Origin of the sequence: Ewingella sp. AOP9-I1-14, assembly GCF_052375995.1 — a bacterium.
Lineage (GTDB): Bacteria > Pseudomonadota > Gammaproteobacteria > Enterobacterales > Enterobacteriaceae > Ewingella > Ewingella allii.
Genome location: NZ_JBQSVA010000006.1, coordinates 252,937 through 273,500 on the forward strand (window position 1 = coordinate 252,937; position 20,564 = coordinate 273,500).

A 20,564-nucleotide genomic window follows, 5' to 3' on the forward strand; every position below is an offset into this window, starting at 1 on the left:
CAAGACATATTGACTCTGAAGATCCCTTCCTCGTCGGGTAAACGACGCGGTGGGGATTTTTTTTCATCTATACTTCACCACTCCGTCATGGCTGCCGCCCTGCGGCGTAGCAAAAGAGGATCGTTTAATGAGCACTTTAGGTCATCAACCTGATAACTCCCTGGTTTCCAACGCGTTTGGTTTCCTGCGCTTCCCACTGAATTTTCAACCTTATGAAGCTGATGCTGATTGGGTTATCACCGGCATTCCTTTCGACATGGCGACTTCTGGCCGTTCTGGCGCACGTCTTGGCCCGGCGGCAATTCGTCAGGTATCTGTGAATCTGGCGTGGGAAGGCAAACGCTGGCCGTGGGATTTCGACCTGCGCGACCGTCTGAAAGTGATCGACTGCGGCGACGTGGTGTTCAACTTTGGCGACGCACAGGACCTGACCGACAAGCTGCAACAGCACGCTGAAAAAGTGCTGGCCTCCGGCAAACGCATGCTCTCTTTCGGTGGCGACCACTTCGTGACTCTGCCACTGCTGCGCGCCCACGCGAAGCACTTTGGTAAAATGGCGTTGGTGCATTTCGATGCCCACACCGACACCTACTCTAACGGCAGCAAATTCGACCACGGCACCATGTTCTTCCATGCGCCGAACGAAGGTCTGATCGATCCAAACCACTCGGTGCAGATCGGTATTCGTACTGAGTTCGACAAGGATCTGGGCTTCACCGTGCTTGACGCCGCGCAGGTTAACGATCGCACCGTTGACGACATTCTGGCGCAGGTTAAGCAGATCGTTGGCGATCTGCCGGTGTACCTGAGCTTCGACATCGACTGTCTGGATCCGGCACATGCTCCAGGCACCGGCACCCCGGTGATTGGCGGCCTGACCTCAGATCGCGCGCTGAAACTGGTTCGCGGCCTGAAAGATTTGGATCTGGATATCGTCGGCATGGACATCGTTGAGATTGCCCCCGCTTATGACCAGTCGGAAATCACCGCGCTGGCTGCCGCCACTTTGGCGTTAGAAATGTTGCACGTACAGGCTTCTAAAAAAGCGTAATTGTTTAAGCTAGAAAGCTAAGCTATTGCAAAATAAGCTGTTTTGAAGCCCGGTCTTTACCGGGCTTTTTTTCTTTGTGATCTTCGCCTCACTATAAGTTTTTCCTCTTTGATTAATACCTTCAAATAAATGAATATTTAAATCATCAAATTGTTGAAGATTTTTATGTTATTTTCGACCTTCTCTAGTGCGTCGCGGAAATTGCCAAAATGAGTATGACATTCATCAAGAAAGAAGGTATTGCCCTCGTTAGCCTCGCCAGATATTTGCTGGTTATGAAAGGAGGCGAGCGTCTTAGAACCATTGATGAGATGTCGGATGAATTCTCGCTATCAGTCGGAGTGGTGCAGAACGCGCTGAAAACCCTGGAAGCGAACGATTCAATCAAGCTTGAGCGTCGCGGGCGTAACGGCACCATTTTGAAAGAACTGGATATGTCCAAGCTGCTGCAACAGGCGGATTTAGGCAATCTGGTTTGCGCCATGCCGTTGCCGTACACCAAATTATATGAAGGGCTGGCCAGTGGCCTGAGATCGCAATTCACCACTTTGCCGCTGTTTTTTGCCCATATGCGCGGCGCCGAAGTGCGTATCAACTGCCTGATCGAAGGTATTTATGATATCGCCGTGGTGTCCCGTCTGGCGGCTGACAGTTACATCGAGCAAGGCAAAGTGGTGACGGCGGTGAATCTTGGTCCGCGTTCATATGTCGATGGCCACCAGTTGATTTGCCGCCAAGGGGCATCGGGCGAAATTCGCCGCGTAGGCTTTGACCCAAGCTCCCCTGACCAGCGGCTGCTGAATGATATCGCTTTTGCTGGCAAAGAGGTGGAGTGGGTCGAGACGCCTTATAGCGAATGTTTGCGCCATATTGAAAACAACATGATTGATGCCGCGATTTGGAACGTCAGCAATGCCCAGCCGAATCCGATGCTGGAAGCCCACCCGCTGACCGGCGATCCGCGTTATCAGCAGGCGTCGGAGGCGGTGATTTTGGTGCGAAAAGACAATGCGCCGATCCTGCGATTGCTCACCACCCTGGTGGACACTTTTGCCCTGTTGAATCATCAGCAGGCCGTTGAACGAGGCGAGATCGAACCTCGTTATTAGTTTTTAGACTACAGGCGCTTAGGTGCTATACACAAAGAGGAAGTTATGGAAACAAGACTCGCTATTCTGGCCGAGGCCGGGGTGATTGATGAAGACATTCATCAGGCAATGAGATTAGTCACATTGCGTCTGGAGCGTCACTGGCAGTTGCCGGTGAGAACCGAGCAGGGGATTTTGGCACTGACCCACCTGGCTAACGCCGTGATGCGTGCGCGTCGTGGTGAAGAGATTCAGGGCATTGATGACGAACTGCGCGCCGAGCTGGAAAGTCTGGAAGAATTCAACCAGATAGCCGTTATCCATCAGGACGTAATGGGCCATTTTCCATTGAATGTGCCGGAGCATGAAGTGGGTTACCTGCTGGTGAACATTGCGGGTTTGTATCAGAACCGCTAAGCGAGTGGCACTGACAAGTTGTCGCTATTTTTCACGATTTAAATATTCAAAAAAATGATTATTTAGACTGTAAGCAGAAAGGGAAAGCCAACTCATGTTTTTACACGCTTTGGAAAAACAGAATCCAGCTCTCATCGACGCCGCCGTCGCGCTGTGGCGCAAAGGCGAAATTGCACCGGATACCTGTGTGATTGATGTCGATCAGATGCTCAGTAATGCCCGACTTTTGCTGGCCGAGGCAAAGCGTTTAGGCATTACGCTCTATGCGATGAGCAAGCAGGTCGGGCGCAATCCGCATCTGTGCCGTTTGCTGATTGAAAGTGGTTTTACCGGCATTGTGGCGGTGGATTTTAAAGAAGCACGCCAGCTAATGCGCCACGGCATTCCGGTTTCTCACGTGGGGCATCTGGTTCAGCCGCCGGAAAGCATGATTGCCGAAGTGCTACGCCATCGCCCGGAGGTGGTAACGGTATTTTCGCTGGAGAAAGCCCGCAGTATTTCTGCCGCGGCCCTTGAGGCCGGGATTGTGCAGCCGTTGCTCTTAAAGGTTACTCATGCCGGTGACGCTTTGTATAGCGGCCAAGAGGGCGGTTTTGCACTTAGCGAGCTGCCGAAGGTTGTGGCGCAAATAAATACGCTGGCGGGCGTGAGCATCGCCGGTGTGACGCACTTTCCGTGCATGCAGTATGACCCTAAACAGCAGCGCACCGTGCGCACCGCCAACATGGACACTCTGCTGTCGGCTCGCGACATTTTGGTCGAGCAGGGCGTGGACGTCATCCACGTCAACGCCCCGAGTGCCTCGAGCTGTGAAACCTTTGCCGAGTTGGCACAGTTGGGCGTCACTCACGCCGAGCCGGGCCACGCCTTAACCGGCACGACGCCAGCTAACCAGCGCGGCACCTGTCAGGAAAAAATTGCCATGCTGTATCTCACCGAGGTATCGCATCAGTACGAAGGGCGCGCTTACTGCTTTGGCGGCGGATATTACCGCCGTGGCAATCTGGAGAATGCGCTAGTCATTGACGGGGATGACCGCCGCCGCGACCGCGTTATCGCACCGGACATGACCAGCATCGACTACTGCTTACAGCTTACCGAGTCACACCCTATCGGCAGCGCAGTGGTGATGTGTTTTCGAACCCAAGTGTTTGTCACCCGTAGCGATGTGGCATTGATCAGCGGCGTTTCAACCGGAAAGCCGGTGTTAATCGGCCTGTACGACAGTGTGGGTAATTCCATTAAGGCGGAGGCGAAATGAGTAAATATATTGTTTTGGTGATCGACAGTTTCGGTATCGGTGAGATGCCCGATGTGCCAGACGTTCGCCCGCAGGATATCGGTGCTAACACCTGTGGTCATATCCTTGAACGCCTGCCTGAACTGAATTTACCCGTGATGCGCAGTATGGGTTTGATGAATGCGCTGGGCTATCCGGTGGGTTGTATGACCCCTTCTGACACCGCGACTTTTGGCCGTATCGGCTTGCAGCACGAGGGCGGAGACACCTTCGTCGGCCATCAGGAGATCATGGGCACGCTGCCATTGCCGCCGTTGACCATGCCGTTCTCGGCGGTGATTGATGAAGTCGAACAGGCATTGCGGTTGAAAGGTTTTGTGACAGAACGTATTGTTCTCAACGATTTAAGCTACCTGTGGGTGAACAACGCGGTGGCAATTGGCGACAATCTGGAAGCCGATGTAGGTCAGGTTTATAACATCAGCGCCAATTTGTCGCAGGTCAGCTTCGCGCAAACGCTGGACATTGGCCGCTGCGTTCGCGCCTGTGTCAAAGTCGGGCGGGTGATTGCTTTCGGCGGTGAAATCGAGGATAGCAGCTCGATTCGCGATGCTGCCGAAGTGCGCGATGGTAAATACATTGGCATCAACGCGCCGCGTTCCGGTTTGTATCGCAAAAACTTTCAGGTGGCCCATTTGGGTTACGGCGTTGACGAAAAGACTCAGGCTCCGGCGAAATTGCACGATGCAGGTATCAAAACGGTGCTGGTGGGCAAAGTGGCGGACATTGTCTCCAATGAGCATGGTACGAGTTACATGCAACTGGTTGACTCGCAAACCATTCTCGACATCACGCTGCAAGAAATCAGCCAGTCGGGCGACGCTTTTATTTGTACTAACATTCAGGAAACGGATTTGGCAGGGCATGCAGAAGACGTGGAGCGTTACGCCGATCGTCTGCAAGTCGTCGATAAGTCGCTGGCGCAGTTTATTGACGCCATGCAGCCTGAAGACTTACTGGTGGTGATTGCCGATCACGGCAATGACCCAACGATTGGCCATAGCCGCCATACCCGTGAGCAGGTTCCCTTGTTGGTCTATCAACATGGATTACCGCCGGTTGAGCTGGGCTGGCGCACTACGCTTTCAGACGTAGGCGCTAGCGCCTGTGACTTTTTCGGCGCTGAACCGCCGCAAAACGGTCGCTCTTTCTTGCCTTTATTGTCGCTTAAAACCACGACGAGTACTTCGCCAACACCGGAGAAAAAACCATGATCAATCCACTGGGATATACCTATGCTCACGAGCATTTGCATATCGATTTGTCCGGTTTTAAGGACAATATCGACTGCCGTTTAGATCAGTACGAACCTCTGTGCGCCGAGATGCGCACTCTGGTGAGCAAAGGCGTGCTCAATATTGTCGAAGTGACCAACCGCTATATGGGGCGCAATGCTCAGTTTATGTTGGATTTAATGCGCGATACCGGCATTAACGTTTTGGCTTCAACGGGTTATTACACCGACAGCTTCTATCCGGGCCACGTGCGTAATACCAGCGCCCAGCAGTTAGCGGCAGAAATGATTGGTGAGATTGAAAACGGTATCGATGGCACTGCGCTTAAGCCTTGTGTCATCGCCGAAATCGGCACCAGCGAAAACCTGATCACCGATGATGAGGCCAAAATGTTCCACGCTGCGGCGCTGGCTCATCATGCAACAGGTTTGCCGATTTCAACCCATACCAGCTTCAGTACCATGGGGCCGGAGCAGGTCGTGATGCTGGAAAATCATGGCGTTGCGTTAGAGAATGTGGTGATTGGTCACTGTGATCTGAAAGACGATCTGGACCAAATTTTCCGTATGCTCGACAAAGGCGTTTATGTACAGTTCGACACAATCGGTAAAAACAGCTACTTCCCGGACACCCGTCGGGTCGAAATGCTGCACGCGCTGATTGAACGCGGATTCTGCGACAAAATCATGTTGTCGATGGACATCACGCGTCGTTCTCATCTGCAAGCCAATGGCGGCAGTGGCTTTAGTTATTTGGTTGATACTTTTGTTCCCATGTTACTCGGCGCGGGCATTACTCAGCGTCAGGTTGACACTTTACTTCGCGATAATCCGGCGACTTTCTTTGGTCGTGCCGGCGCACTCTGAGCATTAAGGTAAATAAAATGAAAAAAATTGGTATTGCAGGACTACAGCGCGAGCAGATTCAAAAACTGGTAGAAGCCACAGCACCCGGCGAATTCGAATGTCACATTTTAAGTGATATGGAAGCCGCCTCAAAAGTGAAAAAAGGCGAGCTGGATTACTACATTGGCGCCTGTAACACCGGCGCGGGCGCAGCACTGTCGATGGCCATCGCCATCATCGGGTACAACAAAAGTGCCACCATTGCTAAGCCGGGTATTCAGGCGAAAGCCGATCAGGTTGCGAAATTCATTGCTGAAGGCAAAGTGGCTTTCGGTCTGTCGGTCGAGCACGTGGAACACGCAATCCCACTGTTGATCACCCAGTTACGTTAATCGTGAGATAACCACTATGGAATACGTACACATTGTTGTGGTGGCGTTATTAACCGGGATGACCGCCTTACTGGCGCACAAATCGGTTGCAGTGTTTCATGACGGTATCCGACCAATTCTTCCGCAACTGGTAGAAGGTAATATGAGCCGCCGTGAGGCGGGCAGTATTGCATTTGGTCTGAGCGTGGGCTTTATCGCGTCGGTGGGGATTTCCTTCACCTTGTCGACCGGCCTGCTTAACTCATGGTTGCTGTTCCTCTCCACCGATATCATCGGCGTGCTGGCGATTAACGCCTATCTGGCCTTCGGCTTAGGGGCTATCTGGGGCGTGTTGGTGTTCACCAGCCTGCCTGCGGTAAACAGCGTGCTGACCTCGCTGCCGGTTAACTTTATTGGTTCGCTGGGCGAGCTGAGTTCGCCCGTTATCTCCGCGTTTGCACTCTTCCCGCTGGTGGCTATTTTCTATCAGTTTGGCTGGAAGTCGGGCGCTATCGCGGCGCTGCTAGTGCTGCTGACTCGCCTGCTTGTCGTGCGATTCACGCCGCTCTCTCCAGAATCTATCGAGATTTTCGTCGGTATGATTTTGCTGATTGGCATCGCGATTTACAAAGATATCAAGGCCAAAGCACACCTCGGCGGTGGTGGCGAGTCGATGTTCGAAGAGCGAACCTCGCGCATTATTAAGAACTTGCCGCTCATCGCGATTGTCGGTGCACTGATCTCTGCGGTGGCCAGCATGAAGCTGTTCGGCGGCAGCGAAGTGTCGATTTACACCTTGGCAAAAGCCTATGCGCCGGGCGTGTCTCCGGCGGACTCTGCGAGCCTTATCCATCAGGCAGCACTGGCTGAATTCATGCGCGGCTTGGGCTTCGTGCCAATGATTGCCACCACGGCGCTGGCGACCGGGGTCTACGCCGTAGCCGGTTTCACCTTCGTCTTCGTGGTGGGTTATTTGGTGCCGAACCCGTGGTTAGCTGCACTGCTGGGCGCAATTGTGATCAGCTTAGAAGTGCTGCTGCTGCGTTCAATTGGTAAATGGATGGGGCGTTTCCCGTCGGTGCGTAATGCGTCTGACAACATTCGTAATGCCATGAACTTGCTGATGGAATACGCGCTGCTGATTGGTGCTATCTTCGCCTCGATTAAAATGGCGGGTTACACCGGTTTCACCATGACCACCGCGATTTACTTCCTCAACGAAGCCTTGGGTCGCCCAGTATTGAAAATTGCAGCGCCAGTGGTTGCGGTTATCATTACCGGTATCGTGCTTAACTTGTGCTTCTGGGCGGGTATTTTTATCCCAGCATAAGATAAAGCCAGTAATGTAGATATCAGCCTGATCGCGTCACTGAGTGGCGGGAAATCAACAGGTTGGAAAGCCAAAGGCGCGGATCACACCGCGCCTTTGTGCTTTTAGTGCAGAGTTGTTGTGAGGCGTTACTGTCCGGCAGCAATGCGTTCGCGAATGTGCTTGGCGCGAGCTTCGGAAGAAGGGTGGTCGTCAAACCAGCCAATGCTGCTGCCTTGTTCCATTTTTGCCAGTTTTTCGAAGCTGGTGGCGAGGCCAGTCGGGTCGATGCCGCGTTTCTTCAATAAGTCGAAGGAGTAGTCATCCGCTTCTGATTCTTGCTTTTGCGAGAACTGGGCGTTGACATATTTTTCACCCAGATCGGCGAGTTGTGACTGTGACAGCGTGGCGCTGATGCCGCCCAGTGACGAAGCCGCGGAGCGCGCGGCGGTGGCACCGTAGGCAACCTGCATCGCTTTGCGGGTATGGCCGAGGGCGACGTGGCCCATTTCGTGGCCCAGCACGCCTTCTACTTCGTTGTCATTCATCATGTCCATCAGGCCGCTATAAACGCGAATACAGCCGTTGGCCATGGCCCAGGCGTTGACGTCTTTGGTCAGGTAAACCTTATAGTTGGCGGGCGTGCCGTTGATGTTGTCACCCAGCGCGGCAGAAATTTTCTTCAGGCGTTGAGCGTATTCGCTATTGTCTGGCGCGATTTGGGCTTTCTTGTCCATCTCTTCGCAAGACTGCACGCTGAGGGTTTTAACATCAGCGTCAGACAAGGTGGCAGCCTGATAAGCCTGAGAGCCGGACTGCATCAGGGTGTCGGTATTCAGATTGGCGCAGCCAGCCAGCAGGGTCGCAAGGCTTAGGCTCAACAGCGCAGGAGTCATTTTCATCAGTTTTGGTTCCCAAAAGTAACAATCAGAAGCAAAGAAAAAGCCTTAAAAAAGACCTTAACGATAAGGATAGCGGTAAATTAGGCTTTTAGGGCTTGCCGTTCTATAGTTGATATCCTAAAAATTGCACTGATCTAAAAGTCTTTTTTGTGAAGTTCATCACGCGTGTTAATAGAGATTGCCGTTTTAATGCCTAGTCTGAGAAAATGACTTTCTTGACTGCTTTTTTAATCCGACCTGGAGTAGAACATGTCCTCTCGTAAAGAGCTTGCGAACGCTATCCGTGCATTGAGTATGGACGCCGTGCAGAAAGCGAATTCCGGCCACCCTGGCGCCCCTATGGGCATGGCTGATATTGCCGAAGTCCTGTGGCGTGACTACCTGAACCACAACCCAACTAACCCACACTGGGCTGACCGCGACCGCTTCGTGCTGTCTAACGGTCACGGTTCTATGCTGATTTACAGCCTGTTGCACCTCACTGGCTACGACCTGCCAATCGGCGAGCTGGAAAACTTCCGTCAGCTGCACTCTAAAACCCCGGGCCACCCAGAATACGGCTACACCCCAGGCGTTGAGACCACCACCGGCCCGCTGGGGCAGGGGATTGCAAACGCAGTCGGTTTCGCCATTGCAGAACGCACGCTGGGCGCGCAGTTTAACAAGCCGGGTCACGACATCGTTGACCACCACACCTACGCCTTCCTGGGCGACGGTTGTATGATGGAAGGCATCTCGCACGAAGCCTGTTCACTGGCTGGAACCATGAAACTCGGCAAACTGACCGCGTTCTATGATGACAACGGCATCTCCATCGATGGCCACGTTGAAGGCTGGTTCACTGATGACACTGCTAAACGTTTCGAGTCTTACGGCTGGCACGTAGTGCGTGGTGTTGATGGTCATAACCCAGACTCCATCAAAGCGGCTATTGAAGAATCCCACAAAGTAACCGACAAGCCATCCCTGCTGATGTGCAAAACCATTATCGGTTTCGGTTCACCGAACAAAGCCGGTACCCACGACGTGCACGGTGCTGCGCTGGGTGCTGCGGAAGTGGCTGCAACGCGCGAAGCGCTGGGCTGGAAATACGCCGCCTTCGAAATTCCACAGGACATTTATGCTCAGTGGGATGCTAAAGAAGCCGGTAAAGCGAAAGAAGCCGCGTGGGACGCTAAGTTCGACGCGTACGCGAAAGCTTACCCAGAACTGGCAAAAGAGTTCAAACGCCGTATCAAGGGTGAACTGCCAGCTAACTGGGAAACTGAAGCACAGAAATTCATCGAGCAGTTGCAGGCTAACCCTGCCAACATCGCAAGCCGCAAAGCGTCACAAAACGCGCTGGAAGCTTTCGGTAAAGTGCTGCCAGAATTCCTCGGCGGCTCTGCTGACCTCGCGCCAAGCAACCTGACCATGTGGTCTGGTTCTAAGTCTATCGGCGACGATCAGGCGGGTAACTATATTCACTACGGCGTGCGCGAATTCGGCATGACCGCAATCACCAACGGTATCGCTCTGCACGGCGGTTTCCTGCCGTACTCTGCGACCTTCCTGATGTTCGTTGAATATGCCCGTAACGCGGTGCGTATGGCGGCACTGATGAAGATCCGTAACGTGTTCGTCTACACCCACGACTCTATCGGTCTGGGCGAAGATGGCCCAACGCACCAGCCGGTTGAGCAAATTGCCAGCCTGCGCGTTACGCCAAACATGAGCACCTGGCGTCCAGCGGATCAGGTTGAATCTGCCGTAGCCTGGAAATACGCTATCGAGCGCAACGATGGCCCGGTTACTCTGATCTTCTCTCGTCAGAACCTGACCCAGCAACCGCGTACTGCCGAGCAATTGGCAAACGTGGCGCGCGGTGGTTACGTGCTGAAAGACAGCGAAGGCACGCCAGACGTGATTCTGATCGCGACCGGTTCAGAAGTGGGCATCACCGTAGAAGCCGCTGACAAGCTGGCCGCTGCGGGCACCAAAGTGCGCGTAGTGTCTATGCCTTCTACCGACGCCTTCGACAAGCAGGACGCGGCTTACCGTGAATCTGTACTGCCGAAAGCCGTTACTGCTCGCGTAGCAGTAGAGGCGGGTATCGCTGACTACTGGTTCAAATACGTTGGCCTGAACGGCGCTATCGTGGGTATGCACAGCTTCGGCGAGTCTGCACCAGCTGATCTGCTGTTCAAAGAGTTCGGCTTCACTGTCGACAACGTCGTAGCTCAGGCTCAATCTTTGCTGAAGTAATTCGCTAAAAGACCGAGCCAAAAGGCATCCTTCGGGATGCCTTTTTTATGGCGGGTTTGCAATGAAAGAGTATGACCCGGCTCGCAGTTCTCGTTAGCAATGACGTAGGTCAAACTGCGTGGCCGCCGCCTCGGCTACACTCAAATTCCCTAATCAGTATTTAATGTTGTCCGTTGAATGATAAAAAGGCTGACGTAAATACGATGTAAACGTTAAAGCGGGGAGCGAAGGGCTTGGCTGTGGCGATTTTTTCAGCGATCGCTTCAGGAAATGCGCCGAAATCGGGCGGATTATTCCTTTTGCATACGCTTTCGTTTATGCTCTGCTGAACCGTTTCAGTTGCAAAGTTAGTGGTTAACGTCGCCGCTGAGTGGTTAACGTGTTTTTACAATAATAGCGAAACGCCGTCCCGGCATGCAGAAACGTTGTTGAGAATGATTCACCGTTACTGCGCACTGCATTACTATAGGGTTACCACCATTAGGTAACAACCGTGTAACAGGGAGAAGTATGCCAATACGTATTGCAATTAATGGCTTTGGTCGCATCGGCCGTAGCGTATTGCGCGCGTTATATGAATCCGGGCGTCGGGCAGAAATTAGCGTTGTCGCTATTAATGAACTTGCCAGCCCAGAAGGCATGGCTCACCTGTTGAAGTACGATTCCAGCCACGGGCGTTTCCCATGGGATGTCAGACAGGAAGGCGAACAGCTCTACGTGGGCGATGACAGCATCCGCCTGTTACACCAACCCGATGCAGCCAAGCTGCCGTGGGGTGAACTGAGCGTTGATGTGGTGCTGGATTGCACCGGCGTCTACGGCAGCCGTGAGGATGGCGAGATTCAGCTCAAAGCCGGTGCCAAGAAAATCCTCTTCGCCCACCCAGGCGGACACGATCTTGATGCCACCGTGGTCTATGGCGTCAACCACCAACTGCTTGAACGCCAGCACCGTATTGTCTCCAATGCTTCCTGCACTACCAACTGTATTATCCCAATTATCAAGCTGTTGGACGATGCTTATGGCATTGAGTCCGGCACCGTAACCACCATCCATGCGTCGATGAATGACCAGCCGGTCATTGACTCTTACCATGCCGATTTACGTCGCACCCGCGCAGCAAGTCAGTCAATTATCCCAGTAGATACTAAACTTGCTGCTGGTATCACGCGCATCATGCCGAAGTTCTGCGATCGCTTCGAAGCTATCTCAGTTCGCGTGCCGACCATCAACGTGACGGCAATAGATTTAAGCGTTTTTGTCGAGGGAAGTGTGGCGGTCGAAGAGGTCAACCAGCTGCTGCAAAAGGCCGCACATGGTGCTTTTCGTGGTATAGTTGACTATACCGAACTACCATTAGTCTCGACAGATTTTAACCATGATCCACACAGTGCCATCGTGGATGGCACCCAAACGCGGGTCAGTGGTCAGCACCTGATTAAGACACTTGTCTGGTGCGACAATGAGTGGGGTTTTGCTAACCGAATGTTGGATACAACATTGGCAATGTCCGCTAGCGGTTTCTAGTACGGCACTCCCAGCTTGTTGCTGGAATTGCCCTCAAGCAACTTTAAAGAGAATCAACGAGAGGATTCACCATGTCTGTAATTAAGATGAGCGATCTGGATTTAGCGGGTAAACGCGTACTGATCCGTTCAGACCTGAACGTACCAGTAAAAGACGGCAAAGTGACGTCTGATGCCCGTATCCGTGCTTCTTTGCCTACTATCGAAGCCGCCCTGAAACAAGGCGCTCGCGTGATGGTAACTTCGCATCTTGGTCGTCCGACTGAAGGCGAGTACAACGAAGAGTTTTCTCTGCTGCCAGTAGTTAACTACCTGAAAGATAAGTTGTCTTCTCCTGTTCGTCTGGCTAAAGATTATCTGGACGGCGTTGATGTTGCTGAAGGTGAGCTGGTTGTTCTGGAAAACGTTCGCTTTAACAAAGGCGAAAAGAAAGACGACGAAACCTTATCTAAAAAATACGCTGCCCTGTGTGACATCTATGTGATGGACGCATTCGGTACTGCGCACCGCGCGCAGGCATCTACTCACGGTGTGGGTAAATTCGCACCAGTAGCTTGTGCAGGTCCACTGCTGTCTGCTGAGCTGGAAGCACTGGGCAAAGCGCTGGGTAATCCAGCTCGCCCAATGGTTGCTATCGTGGGTGGTTCTAAGGTTTCTACCAAGCTGACTGTGCTGGAATCCCTGTCTAAAATCGCTGATCAGCTGATCGTAGGTGGTGGTATTGCTAACACCTTCGTTGCCGCGCAAGGCAACAACGTGGGCAAATCCCTGTACGAACCAGACCTGTTAGACACCGCGAAAAAACTGCTGGAAACCTGTGATATCCCAGTTCCAACAGACGTTCGCGTAGCGACTGAGTTCTCTGAAACTGCAACGGCTACCGTTAAGCAAGCTTCAGAAATCAAAGACGACGAACAAATTCTCGACATGGGCGACGTTTCTGCAAATCGTCTGGCCGAGATCATCAAAAACGCGAAAACCATTCTGTGGAATGGTCCGGTTGGCGTATTCGAGTTCCCTAACTTCCGTAAAGGGACTGAGATTGTCGCGAACGCGATTGCTGACAGCGAAGGTTTCTCCATCGCAGGCGGCGGCGACACTCTGGCAGCTATCGACCTGTTCGGTATCGCTGACAAAATTTCCTATATCTCCACTGGCGGCGGCGCATTCCTTGAGTTCGTTGAAGGGAAACAACTGCCAGCTGTTGTGATGCTAGAAGAGCGTGCTAAGAAGTAATGAACTTGAGTAGGCGGCATAAGGCTGCCTACTTTTCTATTTCGCGCGAGGGGCTGCACAGTGGAACTCAGGCGAGATAGCAACCGATTCAAATCCATCTACGGCCGACGAAAAAGGACACCGAACTATGTCTAAAATTTTTGATTTCGTAAAACCTGGCGTCATCACTGGTGATGATGTGCAGAAAGTTTTCGCTATTGCTAAAGAAAACAACTTTGCTCTGCCAGCAGTTAACTGCGTAGGCACCGACTCTATCAACGCCGTTCTGGAAGCTGCTGCTAAAGTTCGCGCTCCAGTTATCGTGCAGTTCTCTAACGGTGGCGCTGCGTTCATCGCGGGCAAAGGTCTGAAAACTGACGTGCCACAAGGCGCGGCAATCCTGGGTGCAATCTCTGGCGCACACCACGTTCACCAGATGGCTGAGCACTACGGTGTTCCAGTTATCCTGCACACCGACCACTGCGCGAAGAAACTGCTGCCATGGATTGACGGTCTGCTGGACGCTGGCGAAAAACATTTCGCGAAAACCGGTAAGCCACTGTTCTCTTCTCACATGATCGACCTGTCAGAAGAATCTCTGGAAGAAAACATCGAAATTTGCAGCAAGTACTTAGCTCGCATGGCAAAAATCGACATGACTCTGGAAATCGAACTGGGTTGCACTGGTGGTGAAGAAGATGGCGTTGATAACAGCCATATGGACGCATCAGCTCTGTATACTCAACCACAAGACGTTGATTACGCTTACGAAAAACTGAACGCCATCAGCCCGCGCTTCACTATCGCTGCGTCATTCGGTAACGTTCACGGCGTGTACAAACCAGGTAACGTTAAACTGACTCCTACCATCCTGCGTGATTCTCAAGAGTACGTTTGCAAGAAACACAACCTGCCACACAACTCCCTGAACTTCGTATTCCACGGCGGTTCTGGTTCTACTGCTGCTGAAATCAAAGAGTCTGTGGGTTACGGCGTGATCAAAATGAACATCGATACCGACACCCAATGGGCTAACTGGGACGGTATTCTGCAGTTCTACAAGAAAAACGAAGCTTACCTGCAAGGTCAGTTGGGTAACCCGGAAGGCGCGGACAAACCTAACAAGAAATTCTATGACCCACGAGTATGGCTGCGTGCTGCACAGTCTTCCATGGTGACTCGCCTGGAACTGGCATTCAAAGAACTGAACGCCATCGACCGTCTGTAATTCAACCATTCTGATCTTTGGATCAGAGAGTGAGAATTACCTTAAAAGGGGCTTCGGCCCCTTTTTTTATTGTCTATAATCCGGCAAACATATGCCTGACTCTCCACAGGCTGGCTCTTTATAGGCACTCCACAGGCTCTCCATAGGAAAACAGGAAAATGCGTCTTACCGTTCTGCTGACTTTGTTAGCTTTGACCCCGCTGGCTCACGCCGCCGAGGTTGATTGCAAAAATGCCAACACCCAAACTGACATGAATATCTGCGCCGCTCAGGGCTTCAAACACAGCGATGCCCTGTTAAATCAGGCCTATAAGCTGAAGATGTCGCAACTCAATGCTGACCAGCAGAAGAAGTTGAAAGTGGCGCAGCGCAGCTGGATTGCTTTCCGCGACAGCGACTGTGACTTCCAATCTTCTGGCGTTGAAGGCGGCTCAGCGCAGCCGATGGTGTATTCCCAATGTCTGCAAGCGAAGACCGAGCAGCGCACCAAAGAAATTAATGACATTATGCACTGTGAAGAAGGTGATTTAAGCTGTCCATAACATGAGGTCCGAAGGTAGAAAGCCATGAAGCCAAAATCTGTCACTCTTGATGATGTCGCGCGCCATGCGGGTGTGTCCTATCAGACCGTTTCTCGCGTCCTGAATCAGGCGGCGCACGTGTCCGTCAGAACGCGCGATAAAGTCGAACAGGCGATGGCTGAGCTGAATTACGTCCCAAACCGTGTTGCTCAGCAACTGGCGGGCAAAAAAAGCTTCACTCTCGGACTGGCGACTACCGAACTGGCGCTGCACGCACCCTCACAAATCGCATCTGCGATGAAAACTCGCGCGAATCAGTTGGGTTTCAACGTTGTGATTTCGATGATCGACAACCTGAGTCTGACCGCCTGCCGTACGGCGGTGAACGAACTAATGTCACAGCGGGTGGATGGGATTCTGATCAACGTGCCGCTGTCAAATGATGATGCGACAGCAATAGCTCAGCTTTGTGGCACTTTGCCGGCGCTGTTTCTGGATGTGGATCCCGAAGCCGACGTCTTCAAAATTCTGTTCGATCCGCATTGCGGGGCTGAGCAGGGGGTGGAACATTTGCTGGCGCTTGGACATCAGCAAATCGCGGTGCTGACTGGTCCGCTCGAATCTATCTCTGCGCGTTTGCGTTATGAAGGCTGGCTAAACACGCTGGCTACGCGTGATATTACACCCTGTGCGATTCAGCACGGCGACTGGAGCGCGGCGTCGGGTTATCAGCAGGCGTTTTTACTGCTCAATCAGCCGAAGCGCCCGACAGCCATTCTGGTCGCCAATGACCAGATGGCGCTCGGTGTCCTGCGTGCCGTGCATGAGTTTGGTCTGCGGGTGCCGGAACAAATTTCGGTGATTGGCTATGACGATACTGAAGACAGTGCCTTTTTCTTCCCGCCGCTGACCACCATCAAACAGGATTTTCGCCTACTGGGGCATGAGAGCATCAATCGCCTGCTGGGTAATCTGCATAATCATGACAATCATCACGGTGGCTCCCTGTTGTTGCCCACTTCTTTGGTCGAGCGCCATACCACTGCCAGACCAGGCGCAGAAAATGTCTCACAGGAAACGTTGTCTCAGGAACTGATCCGGATCGCGCATCAGCTTAGTGCCCTGTAAACCTTCTTTGTAAACACTGACTGGCGCGGAATTTGTGATCCGCGTCCCTTTCCTGAATTCCTCCGCTTTACTTACTCTCTTCAGATAAGCATGTTTACATTATTGTGAGCGTATAACAATTTGCCAAGAAGAGAGTATGAACCCATCTGCTGAAGATAAATTATCATCGCTGGCCACCGTTCTGGCCCGCCGTGACTGGGAGAAACCTGCCTCGACGCAGTGCAATAGATTACCTGCGCATCCGCCGTTTAGCAGTTGGCGTGATGCTCAGGAAGCCAGAAAAAATCAGCCTTCAGCAAAAATCCGCTGCCTCAATGGCGAATGGGGTTTCAGCTATTTTAACCGCCCGGAGGCAGTTCCTGAGCAATGGTTGCAACAGGATCTGGTTGACGCCGATCGCCTACAGGTGCCATCAAACTGGCAGCTGGCAGGCTATGACGCGCCAATATATACCAATGTTCAATATCCGATCCCGGTGGATCCGCCGTTTGTACCCGAAGAAAACCCCACCGGTTGTTACTCGCTCACATTTTCTGTGGATCATGACTGGCTGAGCAGCGGACAAACGCGCATCGTGTTTAACGGCGTCAATTCGGCGTTCTATTTATGGTGTAACGGCAAGTGGGTCGGTTACTCACAGGACAGCCGTTTACCGGCTGAATTCGATCTCAGCAATGTTTTACACACTGGAGAAAACCGTCTGGCTGTGATGGTGCTGCGCTGGAGTGACGGCAGCTATCTGGAAGATCAGGATATGTGGCGCATGAGCGGCATTTTTCGAGATGTCACGTTACTGCATAAACCGGTGGAGCAAATCACCGACTTGCAGGTGCGCACGCATCTATTCCACGGTTTCACGCAGGCGGAGCTGGAAGTCCAGGTCAGTGCCGCCGTGCCGCAGGAAACTGCGACTGATTATCAGGTACGCGTCGAACTTTGGCAGGGCGATAAAGCGGTAGCAGAACATCAGCAACCGCTAGGCAGCGAAATTATTGATGAGCGGGGTGCAGTGTATGACCGTACTACGCTGCGCCTGCCAGTTAGCCGGCCGAAATTGTGGAGCGCAGAACAACCAGCGCTATATCGCGCGGTGATTTCACTGATTTCACCGACAGGCCAACTTATTGAAGCCGAAGCGTGCGATGTCGGTTTCCGTCAGGTTGAAATCAGCAACGGATTGCTGAAAGTGAACGGTCAGCCAGTGCTGATCCGAGGCACCAACCGTCACGAGCATCATCCTGAAAACGGTCAGGTTATGGATGAAGCCACCATGCGTCGCGATATTGTGCTGATGAAACAGCACAACTTTAATGCCGTGCGCTGCTCGCATTATCCGAATCATCCGCTGTGGTACAAGCTGTGCGACGAATACGGCCTGTACGTGGTGGATGAAGCGAATATCGAAACCCACGGCATGCAGCCGATGAATCGCCTGTCGGACGACCCGCTGTGGTTTAACGCTTTCAGCGAACGCGTCACGCGCATGGTTCAGCGCGACCGCAACCATCCCTGCATCATCATCTGGTCACTGGGCAACGAATCAGGGCATGGCGCAAACCACGACGCGCTCTATCGCTGGATCAAATCTGTCGACCCTACCCGTCCGGTGCAGTACGAAGGTGGGGGGGCTAACAGCGCAGCAACCGATATTATCTGTCCGATGTATTCCCGCGTTGAACAGGATCAGCCGTTCCCGGCGGTACCCAAATGGTCGATTAAAAAGTGGATCAGCATGCCGGATGAAACACGCCCGCTGATCCTCTGCGAATACGCTCATGCTATGGGCAACAGCTTCGGGGGATTCGATAAATACTGGCAAGCTTTCCGCCAGTATCCGCGTCTGCAGGGCGGTTTCGTCTGGGACTGGGTTGATCAGAGCCTGACCAAAACCTCGCCGCAGGGCAAAAGTTATCAGGTTTACGGCGGCGACTTCGGCGACACGCCGAATGACCGCCAGTTCTGTATGAACGGTCTGGTATTTGCCGATCGTACGCCGCATCCGTCCTTATTCGAAGCGCAGCGTGCACAGCAATTCTTCCAGTTCTCGCTGATCTGCACCTCACCTTTGACGATCGAAATTCAAAGTGAATATCTGTTCCGCGACAGTGATAACGAGCAGTTAGTCTGGCGTATTGAACATGACGGCGAAGTGATTTCACAGGGGGAAGCGGCGCTGAATATAGCGCCAAACGGTAAACAGACGTTAGAGCTGGGTGATATCCCGCAGGCCGAAAGTGAAGTGTGGCTGAACGTTGCTGTACATCAGCCGCAGGCGACCGCGTGGTCTGAAGCCGGACATCGCAGCGCTTGGGATCAATGGCAGTTACCACAACCTCTGAGCCTGCCGGTGGCGGAGAGAATCCCCGCAGCTGCGCCGGTTTTGGATCAGCAGGGCGATCTGATTTCTGTGGCACACGGCGCGCAACGCTGGCAGTTCAGTCAGCAAACTGGGCAGCTTGAACAGTGGTTTGATGGCGAAACGCCGCGGCTGCTATCTGCGTTGCGCGACCAGTTTGTCCGCGCGCCCGTCGATAACGATATCGGCGTCAGTGAAGTGAGCCGTATTGATCCGAATGCCTGGATTGAGCGCTGGAAAGCCGCTGGAATGTATCACCTGGAATCGCGGCTGCTGAATATCAGCGCCGATCAGTTGCAGGACAGGGTGGTGATTACTACCACTCATGGGTTTATGACCGATGAAGAAACGCGCCTGCTGAGCCGCAAAATTTTCAGCATCAATAATCAGGGCGAGTTGCATATCAGTGTCGACGTTCGTGTGGCGTCAAACGTGCCGTCACCGGGACGCATCGGCCTGACCTGTCAGTTAGCGGACACCGCTGAGAACGTCAGCTGGCTGGGGCTAGGGCCGCACGAAAACTATCCCGACCGCCGTCTGGCGGCGCAACACGGTCGCTGGGATTTGCCGCTGGCTGAGTTGTATACGCCATACGTTTTCCCCAGCGAAAACGGCCTGCGCGGTGAGACCCGCGAGTTGGATTACGCCGGATGGAAGTTACGCGGCAATTTCCACTTTGGTCTGAGCCGCTACAGTCTGCGCCAGCTGATGGATACCAGTCATCGTCACTTATTGCGTGAAGAAGAGGGCACATGGCTGAACATCGACGGCTTCCATATGGGCGTCGGCGGCGATGATTCATGGAGCCCAAGCGTCAGCCCGGAATTCCTGCTGACAGCCGGTCAGTACCATTATTCGTTCATTTGGAAACGTGCCTGACAGCCTGTGCCGCTGGGTTAATTCCCAGTGGCGCAATATTCAGACGTAAGGAAACTGCTTATGTATTACCTGAAAAACACTAACTTTTGGATGTTCGGGCTGTTCTTCTTTTTCTACTTTTTCATCATGGGCGCCTACTTCCCGTTCTTCCCTATCTGGCTACATGACATCAATCACATTAGCAAAAGCGATACCGGCACTATTTTCGCCAGCATTTCATTATTCTCGCTAATGTTCCAGCCGGTGTTTGGTTTACTTGCCGATAAACTCGGGCTGAAAAAACATCTGCTGTGGATCATCACCGGCATGCTGGTTTTGTTCGCGCCGTTTTTTATTTATGTTTTTGGCCCATTACTGAAAATAAACATTTATCTTGGCTCGGTGGTTGGGGGGATTTACCTCGGACTGATTTACAACGCAGGTGCCCCCGCTATCGAGGCTTACATCGAAAAAGTCAGCCGTCGCAGCAGCTTTGAATTTGGCCGGGCGCGTATGTTTGGTTGTGTCGGCTGGGCGCTCTGCGCATCAGTGGTCGGCATCATGTTTACCATCAATAACGAATTCGTGTTCTGGCTCGGCTCCGGCTGTGCGGTGATCCTCGCCATTCTGTTACTGCTCGCCAAACCGGAGGTGACATCAAGCGCCCGGGTGGCCAACGAACTGGGAGTGAACTCCAAATCGTTCAATCTCAAATTGGCGCTTGAGCTGCTGAAAGACAAAAAACTGTGGTTTCTTGCCCTGTACGTGATTGGTGTTTCCTGTACTTATGACGTATTCGATCAGCAGTTTGCCAATTTCTTTACCTCGTTCTTTTCTTCATCTTCAGAAGGGACGCGCGTCTTTGGCTACGTCACTACCCTGGGCGAATTGCTGAATGCCTGCATCATGTTCTTCGCGCCGCTGATTGTGAACCGCATAGGTGGTAAGAATGCTTTGCTTCTAGCCGGGA

The 20,564-nt window shown here is 52.7% G+C and carries 17 protein-coding genes; 16 read left to right on the top strand and 1 reads right to left on the bottom strand.

Annotation, left to right across the window (positions count from 1 at the left end):
* Positions 1–127: 127 nt before the first annotated feature.
* The 8 genes from speB to ACT3RT_RS17420 all read left to right on the top strand — a co-directional run bounded on the left by speB (position 128) and on the right by ACT3RT_RS17420 (position 7,637).
* Positions 128–1,051: an agmatinase gene (gene speB / locus ACT3RT_RS17385; RefSeq protein ID WP_353503363.1), complete on the top strand. Its 924-nt coding sequence runs from the start codon at positions 128–130 to the stop codon at positions 1,049–1,051.
* A gap of 209 nt (positions 1,052–1,260) precedes the next feature.
* The gene (gene yhfZ, locus ACT3RT_RS17390) at positions 1,261–2,160 is read left to right on the top strand and encodes a GntR family transcriptional regulator YhfZ (protein ID WP_353503362.1); all 900 of its coding nucleotides are present in this window, start codon (positions 1,261–1,263) and stop codon (positions 2,158–2,160) included.
* A gap of 45 nt (positions 2,161–2,205) precedes the next feature.
* Positions 2,206–2,556, top strand: a complete 351-nt coding sequence (locus ACT3RT_RS17395; RefSeq protein ID WP_353503361.1) for a PRD domain-containing protein — start codon at positions 2,206–2,208, stop codon at positions 2,554–2,556.
* Between the two features lie 94 nt (positions 2,557–2,650).
* Positions 2,651–3,817, top strand: coding sequence for a YhfX family PLP-dependent enzyme (locus ACT3RT_RS17400; RefSeq protein WP_496203411.1), 1,167 nt, complete (start codon positions 2,651–2,653; stop codon positions 3,815–3,817).
* On the top strand, positions 3,814–5,070 hold the full coding sequence (locus ACT3RT_RS17405) for a phosphopentomutase (protein WP_496203412.1): 1,257 nt from the start codon (positions 3,814–3,816) through the stop codon (positions 5,068–5,070). Before ACT3RT_RS17400 ends, ACT3RT_RS17405 begins: the two co-directional genes overlap by 4 nt.
* Complete coding sequence (locus ACT3RT_RS17410) at positions 5,067–5,957, top strand: phosphotriesterase-related protein (RefSeq protein ID WP_353503358.1); 891 nt, start codon at positions 5,067–5,069, stop codon at positions 5,955–5,957. Before ACT3RT_RS17405 ends, ACT3RT_RS17410 begins: the two co-directional genes overlap by 4 nt.
* Before the next feature lie 17 nt (positions 5,958–5,974).
* Positions 5,975–6,328 carry a DUF2620 domain-containing protein gene (locus tag ACT3RT_RS17415; RefSeq protein WP_034793057.1) on the top strand — a complete coding sequence of 118 codons (354 nt, stop codon included), beginning with the start codon at positions 5,975–5,977 and terminating at the stop codon, positions 6,326–6,328.
* 16 nt (positions 6,329–6,344) lie between these two features.
* The gene (locus ACT3RT_RS17420) at positions 6,345–7,637 is read left to right on the top strand and encodes a YhfT family protein (protein WP_485902541.1); all 1,293 of its coding nucleotides are present in this window, start codon (positions 6,345–6,347) and stop codon (positions 7,635–7,637) included.
* Between the two features lie 128 nt (positions 7,638–7,765).
* Here ACT3RT_RS17420 and ACT3RT_RS17425 read toward each other — a convergent pair whose 3' ends face one another.
* Positions 7,766–8,518 carry a metalloprotease LoiP gene (locus ACT3RT_RS17425; protein ID WP_353503356.1) on the bottom strand — a complete coding sequence of 251 codons (753 nt, stop codon included), beginning with the start codon at positions 8,516–8,518 and terminating at the stop codon, positions 7,766–7,768.
* A 249-nt stretch (positions 8,519–8,767) separates the two neighbouring features.
* Between ACT3RT_RS17425 and tkt the strand changes: the two genes are divergently transcribed.
* The 8 genes from tkt to ACT3RT_RS17465 all read left to right on the top strand — a co-directional run.
* On the top strand, positions 8,768–10,762 hold the full coding sequence (gene tkt, locus ACT3RT_RS17430; RefSeq protein ID WP_353503355.1) for a transketolase: 1,995 nt from the start codon (positions 8,768–8,770) through the stop codon (positions 10,760–10,762).
* 510 nt (positions 10,763–11,272) lie between these two features.
* Positions 11,273–12,289, top strand: a complete 1,017-nt coding sequence (epd, locus tag ACT3RT_RS17435) for an erythrose-4-phosphate dehydrogenase (protein ID WP_485902545.1) — start codon at positions 11,273–11,275, stop codon at positions 12,287–12,289.
* A gap of 71 nt (positions 12,290–12,360) precedes the next feature.
* Positions 12,361–13,524: a phosphoglycerate kinase gene (pgk, locus tag ACT3RT_RS17440; protein ID WP_353503353.1), complete on the top strand. Its 1,164-nt coding sequence runs from the start codon at positions 12,361–12,363 to the stop codon at positions 13,522–13,524.
* A 127-nt stretch (positions 13,525–13,651) separates the two neighbouring features.
* A complete protein-coding gene (gene fbaA / locus ACT3RT_RS17445) occupies positions 13,652–14,731 on the top strand; it encodes a class II fructose-bisphosphate aldolase (protein ID WP_034793046.1) in 1,080 nt (359 codons plus the stop codon).
* Positions 14,732–14,889: 158 nt separating this feature from the next.
* The gene (locus ACT3RT_RS17450) at positions 14,890–15,273 is read left to right on the top strand and encodes a lysozyme inhibitor LprI family protein (protein ID WP_485902548.1); all 384 of its coding nucleotides are present in this window, start codon (positions 14,890–14,892) and stop codon (positions 15,271–15,273) included.
* 24 nt (positions 15,274–15,297) lie between these two features.
* A complete protein-coding gene (locus tag ACT3RT_RS17455; protein ID WP_485902550.1) occupies positions 15,298–16,380 on the top strand; it encodes a LacI family DNA-binding transcriptional regulator in 1,083 nt (360 codons plus the stop codon).
* Between the two features lie 136 nt (positions 16,381–16,516).
* Positions 16,517–19,615 (top strand): beta-galactosidase, encoded by a 3,099-nt coding sequence (locus ACT3RT_RS17460; protein WP_496203413.1) that lies wholly within the window; start codon positions 16,517–16,519, stop codon positions 19,613–19,615.
* A gap of 60 nt (positions 19,616–19,675) precedes the next feature.
* Positions 19,676–20,564: oligosaccharide MFS transporter (locus tag ACT3RT_RS17465; protein ID WP_496203414.1), on the top strand; the 889-nt coding region annotated here is incomplete at its 3' end.

Bases quoted from the DNA above. Each gene is read 5' to 3' on its own strand.
- speB (WP_353503363.1), top strand. From the start codon at position 128: ATGAGCACTTTAGGTCATCAACCTGATAACTCCCTGGTTTCCAACGCG.
- yhfZ (WP_353503362.1), top strand. From the start codon at position 1,261: ATGAGTATGACATTCATCAAGAAAGAAGGTATTGCCCTCGTTAGCCTC.
- ACT3RT_RS17395 (WP_353503361.1), top strand. From the start codon at position 2,206: ATGGAAACAAGACTCGCTATTCTGGCCGAGGCCGGGGTGATTGATGAA.
- ACT3RT_RS17400 (WP_496203411.1), top strand. From the start codon at position 2,651: ATGTTTTTACACGCTTTGGAAAAACAGAATCCAGCTCTCATCGACGCC.
- ACT3RT_RS17405 (WP_496203412.1), top strand. From the start codon at position 3,814: ATGAGTAAATATATTGTTTTGGTGATCGACAGTTTCGGTATCGGTGAG.
- ACT3RT_RS17410 (WP_353503358.1), top strand. From the start codon at position 5,067: ATGATCAATCCACTGGGATATACCTATGCTCACGAGCATTTGCATATC.
- ACT3RT_RS17415 (WP_034793057.1), top strand. From the start codon at position 5,975: ATGAAAAAAATTGGTATTGCAGGACTACAGCGCGAGCAGATTCAAAAA.
- ACT3RT_RS17420 (WP_485902541.1), top strand. From the start codon at position 6,345: ATGGAATACGTACACATTGTTGTGGTGGCGTTATTAACCGGGATGACC.
- ACT3RT_RS17425 (WP_353503356.1), bottom strand. From the start codon at position 8,518: ATGAAAATGACTCCTGCGCTGTTGAGCCTAAGCCTTGCGACCCTGCTG.
- tkt (WP_353503355.1), top strand. From the start codon at position 8,768: ATGTCCTCTCGTAAAGAGCTTGCGAACGCTATCCGTGCATTGAGTATG.
- epd (WP_485902545.1), top strand. From the start codon at position 11,273: ATGCCAATACGTATTGCAATTAATGGCTTTGGTCGCATCGGCCGTAGC.
- pgk (WP_353503353.1), top strand. From the start codon at position 12,361: ATGTCTGTAATTAAGATGAGCGATCTGGATTTAGCGGGTAAACGCGTA.
- fbaA (WP_034793046.1), top strand. From the start codon at position 13,652: ATGTCTAAAATTTTTGATTTCGTAAAACCTGGCGTCATCACTGGTGAT.
- ACT3RT_RS17450 (WP_485902548.1), top strand. From the start codon at position 14,890: ATGCGTCTTACCGTTCTGCTGACTTTGTTAGCTTTGACCCCGCTGGCT.
- ACT3RT_RS17455 (WP_485902550.1), top strand. From the start codon at position 15,298: ATGAAGCCAAAATCTGTCACTCTTGATGATGTCGCGCGCCATGCGGGT.
- ACT3RT_RS17460 (WP_496203413.1), top strand. From the start codon at position 16,517: ATGAACCCATCTGCTGAAGATAAATTATCATCGCTGGCCACCGTTCTG.